This window comes from Staphylococcus sp. GDX8P54P (assembly GCF_017893165.1).
GTDB lineage: Bacteria > Bacillota > Bacilli > Staphylococcales > Staphylococcaceae > Staphylococcus > Staphylococcus borealis.
Map to the genome: position 1 here is coordinate 23082 of NZ_JAESMM010000058.1, position 6054 is coordinate 29135.

General features: G+C 32.9%; 6 protein-coding genes and 2 tRNA genes. All 8 read left to right on the top strand.

Going from position 1 to position 6054, the window contains the following annotated elements; translation table 11 throughout:
• Positions 1-22 precede the first annotated feature (22 nt).
• The 8 genes from KA909_RS12755 to KA909_RS12790 all read left to right on the top strand — a co-directional run bounded on the left by KA909_RS12755 (position 23) and on the right by KA909_RS12790 (position 6030).
• Entirely contained in the window at positions 23-1024 is a 1002-nt protein-coding gene (locus tag KA909_RS12755; protein ID WP_053031221.1) for a SpoIIE family protein phosphatase, read from the top strand.
• A gap of 99 nt (positions 1025-1123) precedes the next feature.
• Positions 1124-1450 carry an anti-sigma factor antagonist gene (locus tag KA909_RS12760; protein WP_011275274.1) on the top strand — a complete coding sequence of 109 codons (327 nt, stop codon included), beginning with the start codon at positions 1124-1126 and terminating at the stop codon, positions 1448-1450.
• Between the two features lie 28 nt (positions 1451-1478).
• The gene (rsbW, locus tag KA909_RS12765; protein WP_070854366.1) at positions 1479-1931 is read left to right on the top strand and encodes an anti-sigma B factor RsbW; all 453 of its coding nucleotides are present in this window, start codon (positions 1479-1481) and stop codon (positions 1929-1931) included.
• Positions 1906-2676: an RNA polymerase sigma factor SigB gene (gene sigB / locus KA909_RS12770; RefSeq protein WP_070854339.1), complete on the top strand. Its 771-nt coding sequence runs from the start codon at positions 1906-1908 to the stop codon at positions 2674-2676. Before rsbW ends, sigB begins: the two co-directional genes overlap by 26 nt.
• Before the next feature lie 147 nt (positions 2677-2823).
• Entirely contained in the window at positions 2824-4971 is a 2148-nt protein-coding gene (locus tag KA909_RS12775) for a Tex family protein (RefSeq protein WP_193839118.1), read from the top strand.
• The gene (locus KA909_RS12780; RefSeq protein ID WP_193839119.1) at positions 4964-5419 is read left to right on the top strand and encodes a SprT family protein; all 456 of its coding nucleotides are present in this window, start codon (positions 4964-4966) and stop codon (positions 5417-5419) included. Before KA909_RS12775 ends, KA909_RS12780 begins: the two co-directional genes overlap by 8 nt.
• A gap of 429 nt (positions 5420-5848) precedes the next feature.
• A tRNA-Leu gene (locus KA909_RS12785) sits at positions 5849-5934 on the top strand.
• A 22-nt stretch (positions 5935-5956) separates the two neighbouring features.
• Positions 5957-6030, top strand: a tRNA-Gly gene (locus tag KA909_RS12790).
• The last annotated feature ends 24 nt before the right edge of the window (positions 6031-6054 follow it).

Here is a 6054-nt window from a genome sequence, read left to right on the forward strand (position 1 = left end):
ATTGAGATAAGGAGGCAGATTCGTGGAAGAATTTAAAAAGCATTATAAGCAACTTATAGATGAAAGTTTAGTTACGAAAAATAAACAACAATTTCTAATAAAATGTAATGATTTTACAGATGAAGTCATAAAAAAAGATATTCTACCTGAAGATATTGTGAATATACACAAATCATATGTAACCTCCTTGAATTTAGAGAAAGAACAAATTTTGAATACATTAGATGTTTTGCAAGAAGTAGTCAAAGGATTTGGCTATAGCTATCGAGACTACCAAAAGTTAGTTGATAAAATGCAATTCCACGATAAAGAAATTGACTTAGCTTCAAGGCTTCAACAAACCATGTTGAAAACGGATATTCCTCAATTTGATAGTATTCAAATCGGTGTGATTTCTGTCGCTGCACAGAAAGTAAGTGGCGATTATTTTAATTTAATTGACCATCGAGATGGAACGATGAGTTTTGCGGTTGCTGATGTCATAGGTAAAGGTATCCCTGCTGCACTAGCAATGAGTATGATTAAGTTCGGAATGGACTCTTATGGCCACTCTCAATTGCCAAGTGATGGTTTAAAGCGTCTCAATCGAGTTGTTGAAAAAAACGTAAATCAAAATATGTTTGTAACTATGTTTTATGGACTCTATGAAGAAATGAACCATTTATTATATTGTAGTTCTGCTGGACACGAGCCGGGATACATATATCGAGCGGAAACTGAAACGTTCGAAGAAATTGACGTTAGAGGTAGAGTACTAGGTGTAAGTCAGCACACTAGATATAATCAACAAGAAATCCCAATCTACTTAGATGATTTAGTTATAATATTTACAGATGGTGTGACAGAAGCAAGATATACGGATGGTGAATTTATCGCTAAAAAGACATTGTTAAACCTTATTCGAAAATATAAGCATATGCATCCACAAGATATAGTACAAATACTTTATGAAGCTATATTAAAAATTCAAAATCCTAACAAACGCGACGATATGACTATATTGATTATAAAACGTGTAAATTAAATATTAAATTTATTGATTATATAAATCTAACTATGGGTATACTTACTAGAGTATACATAATTGGTAGTAACAAAAGACTAAAATGGGAGTGTAAGAACTATGAACCTTAACATTGAAACGGTAACACATGATGAATATTATGAAGTTATTGTTGCTGGTGAATTAGATGTATATACTGTACCTGAATTGGAAGAAGTATTAATGCCAATGAGACAAGAAGGTACACATGATATTCACGTTAATGTAACAAACGTTAGTTATATGGATTCTACAGGATTAGGATTATTTGTAGGAACATTAAAAGCATTGAACCAAAATGATAAAGAGTTATATATCTTAGGCGTATCAGATAGAATCGGAAGATTATTTGATATTACTGGTCTTAAAGACTTAATGCATGTCAATGAAGGAACGGAGGTAGAATAACTTGCCAATTAAAAATGATTATATCGAGATGAAATTGCCTGCCTCTGCCGAATATGTAAGTCTAATTCGCTTAACGTTATCAGGGGTATTTTCAAGAGCAGGCGCATCTTATGACGATATCGAAGATTCTAAAATTGCAGTAAGTGAAGCCGTTACTAACGCAGTTAAACATGCTTATAAAAATAAAGATACAAATGGTATGATTAATTTATGTTTTGAGTTATTTGATGATAAAATAAAAATTATTATCTCAGATCAAGGCGAAAGTTTTGATTATGAGACAACGAAATCACAATTAGGACCTTACGATGAGAATGAAAATATCGATTTCTTACGTGAAGGCGGACTTGGTTTATTCTTAATTGAATCCTTAATGGATGAAGTGAAAGTCTTTAAAGAATCTGGTGTAACAATCAGTATGATTAAGTATATAAAAAAAGAGCAGGTGCCAAATAATGACGAAAGAGTCGAAATCAGTTAATGATGTATCACCTGAACAAATTAACCAATGGATTAAGGAACATCAAGATAACGCTAATACAGAAGCTCAAGACAGATTAGTCAATCATTACCGTAAACTAATTGAATCGTTGGCTTATAAGTATTCAAAAGGGCAATCACATCACGAAGATTTAGTTCAAGTTGGTATGGTTGGTTTAATAGGTGCTATTAACAGATTTGACCTGTCTTTTGATCGCAAATTTGAAGCATTCTTAGTACCGACCGTTATTGGTGAGATTAAGAGATATTTAAGAGATAAAACTTGGAGTGTTCATGTTCCAAGAAGAATAAAAGAAATCGGTCCACGTATAAAAAAAGTAAGCGATGAATTAACGAATGAATTAGAACGTTCCCCATCAATAGCAGAAATTGCTGATCGTTTGGAAGTTTCTGAAGAAGAAGTACTTGAAGCTATGGAAATGGGACAAAGTTATAATGCGCTTAGCGTGGATCACTCGATTGAAGCAGATAAAGATGGTTCAACAGTGACTTTATTAGATATAATGGGTCAAAGAGATGACAATTATGACTTAACAGAAAAACGTATGATTCTGGAACGTATTTTGCCTATTCTTTCAGATAGAGAAAGAGAAATCATTCAATGCACATTTATTGAAGGGCTAAGCCAGAAAGAAACTGGTGAACGCATTGGTTTAAGTCAAATGCATGTGTCTCGATTGCAAAGAACTGCAATCAAGAAATTACAGCAAGCTGCTAAACAGTAAAATAGTAATAGAAACTGAGGTATCGTCATGCCTCAGTTTTTTTATATTGATATGAATAAATAAAAATAGGTACAAAGTTGACTTAATAAATTAACATGAAAAATATGATAAAATTGAGTAGAAAATATGAAAAAGTGTGGTCATAAAATGAATAAAAATTTAATTGATGAAATAACAACAAAATATCAATTTTCTGAAAAACAAGTGAAATCATTATTAAGTTTATTAGAAGACAACAATACGGTTCCCTTTATTGCAAGATATCGTAAAGAAGCAACTGGAGGATTGGATGAAGTTCAAATCAAACAGATTTCAGATGAATACCAATACGTTGCAAATTTACAAAAAAGAAAAGAAGAAGTTATACATAATATTGAACAACAAGGCTTATTAACAAATGAGTTGAGAGAAGATATACTTAAACAAACTAAATTGCAACGTGTCGAAGATCTATATAGACCTTTTAAACAAAAGAAGAAAACACGAGCGACAGAAGCTAAAAGAAAAGGTTTAGAAAGCTTAGCTAAATGGATCTATGATGGACAGCAAGGTGACTTAAAACAAAAGGCAGAAAGTTTCATTACTGATGAGGTAACAAATATTGATGAGGCGATTCAAGGTGCATTAGATATCATTGCTGAACATGTTTCAGATAATCCTAAATATCGTAGTCGCATATTAAAAGAGCTTTATAGACAGGGAAGTATTGTGACAACTAAGAAGAAGAAAGCAGAAGATGAAAAAGAAATATTTGCAATGTATTATGACTATGTAGAACCTATTAGGCATGTAGCAAATCATAGAGTACTTGCTATGAATCGTGGTGAAAAAGAAAAAATTCTATCAATCAAAATAGAATTTGATACAAAACAAGTAGCTAGTTCAATTGAGAAAAGTGAAATTAAACATCAAAATCCGCATAGAGATTATATTAAGCTAGCTATTGAGGATAGTCTGAAACGATTAATTATGCCTTCAATCGAAAGAGAAATTCGAGCCGATTTAACTAGTAAAGCTGAACAACATGCCATTGAAGTCTTTAGTGAAAACTTAAAACATTTGTTATTACAACCACCTATGAAGGGTAAGCAAATTTTAGGTGTTGACCCAGCATTTAGAACAGGTTGCAAGTTAGCAGTAATTAATCCATTCGGCACTTTTATTGATAAGAGTGTGATTTATCCACACCCACCTAAATCTAAGATAGAAGCATCAGAAAAAGAAATAGTCAGAATGATTAAAGAAAATCATGTTGAACTCATTGCTATTGGTAATGGTACAGCGAGTCGTGAGACTGAACAATTTGTTGCAAATGTTATTAAAAAGTATAACTTAGAAATTAAATTTATTATTGTCAATGAAGCGGGTGCTTCTGTTTATTCAGCATCTGAAATTGCTAGATCAGAGTTTCCTGATTTTCAAGTTGAAGAACGTAGTGCAGTATCCATCGGTAGACGTGTTCAAGACCCTTTAAGTGAATTAGTTAAAATAGATCCTAAATCTATTGGAGTTGGACAATATCAACACGATGTAAATCAAAAAGAACTTGAAAGCGCACTAACATTTGTAGTTGAAACTGCTGTTAACCAAGTGGGCGTTGATGTAAATACGGCTTCTAAATCATTATTACAATATGTATCTGGATTATCTGGTACGATTGCTCAAAACATCATTGATTACCGTGAAGAGAATGGAGCCATTAAGCACAATAAAGAAATTAGTAAAGTGAAACGTTTAGGTGCAAAAACATTTGAACAAAGTATCGGATTCTTGCGTATTGTAGATGGTACTGAACCATTAGATAATACTTCTATTCACCCTGAAAGTTATGACGTAACGTATAAATTATTGGGTATTTTAGATTTAAGTATTAAAGATTTAGGTACTGATAAACTTAAAACAGAGCTATCAAAAGTAAATGTGGATCAAGTAGCTAATCAATTAAATGTCGGAGTACCTACACTTGAAGATATAATTAAATCATTAATGGCACCTAATCGAGATCCTAGAGATGAATTCGAAACGCCAATCTTGAAGTCAGATGTATTATCTATTGAAGATTTAAAAGTAGGTATGAAATTAAGTGGCACCGTAAGAAATGTAGTTGATTTCGGAGCATTCGTTGATATAGGTGTGAAACAAGATGGCTTGGTCCATGTATCGAAACTATCTAAAAAATTCGTCAAAAATCCAATGGACATCGTAAGTGTGGGAGACATAGTGGATGTGTGGATACTAGATATAGATCAAACTAAAGGCAAGGTGTCTTTAACCATGATTGATTCCCATGAATAATAATGAATTACAAATTGTAGTAGAACGTATTTCAAGTCAGTTTTTTAATAGACCGTTTTGTCATAAAGCTTTATTTAATAACAAGCTACGCACCACTGGTGGTCGCTATATGTTAAAATCACATAATATCGAAATTAATCCCAAGCAATATCAATATTATGGGGAGAAAGCATTAATTGATATCATTAAACATGAATTGTGCCATTATCATTTACACATACTCGGAAAAGGGTATCAACATAAAAATACAGATTTTAAAGTGTTAAGTAAGCAAGTAGGTGCACCAAGATTTTGTACGCCTATTCAAACGTATGAAGAACGTGCTAATTACGTATATCAATGTAAATCATGTGGTTGCCAATATCTCAGAATTAAAAAAGTCGATGTGAAAAAGATGAGATGCGGGAAGTGCAAGGGGAAGTTATCACTAATAAAACGCGTTAATTGAAATAACTAAGCAAATACGTATTGGTAGTGGGACAGAATTCTTTTTAGATACGTCGTATCCCCAACCTGCTTAGCTTGTAAAATCACTTTCGTGATTTTTTGTGTTGGGGCCCCGCCCACCTCCGCAAGGGTGACTAGAACTGAGAAAAGCTTGATTTAAGCGCCTTCTCAGTTCAGTCAGCTACTGCGAAACTGCAAAATAGCATAATTATATTATTTATGTCCCAGTCTTAAATTTTTTATCATTTATACGTTGACATTAATCAAATAAACATGTATAGTATATATCGTTGCTTTAATAAATGTATCAAACATTAATTGTTTGTAAAACTTGTTTAAAAATATGTTAAAAAGTTATTGACATTTCATTACAAAACATTTACAATAATTATTGTTCTCGATAATTAATAGTAATTATTGCGTTTTGCCAGCGGTCGTGGCGGAATGGCAGACGCGCTAGGTTGAGGGCCTAGTGGGAGAAATCCCGTGGAGGTTCAAGTCCTCTCGGCCGCACCAAATAAACATTCTAATTAAATATGCGGGTGTAGTTTAATGGCAAAACCTCAGCCTTCCAAGCTGATGTTGTGGGTTCGATTCCCATCACCCGCTCCATTTTAATGAACATTGAAAACTGAA

Bases quoted from the DNA above. Each gene is read 5' to 3' on its own strand.
- sigB (WP_070854339.1), top strand. From the start codon at position 1,906: ATGACGAAAGAGTCGAAATCAGTTAATGATGTATCACCTGAACAAATT.
- KA909_RS12760 (WP_011275274.1), top strand. From the start codon at position 1,124: ATGAACCTTAACATTGAAACGGTAACACATGATGAATATTATGAAGTT.
- KA909_RS12780 (WP_193839119.1), top strand. From the start codon at position 4,964: ATGAATAATAATGAATTACAAATTGTAGTAGAACGTATTTCAAGTCAG.
- rsbW (WP_070854366.1), top strand. From the start codon at position 1,479: ATGAAATTGCCTGCCTCTGCCGAATATGTAAGTCTAATTCGCTTAACG.
- KA909_RS12775 (WP_193839118.1), top strand. From the start codon at position 2,824: ATGAATAAAAATTTAATTGATGAAATAACAACAAAATATCAATTTTCT.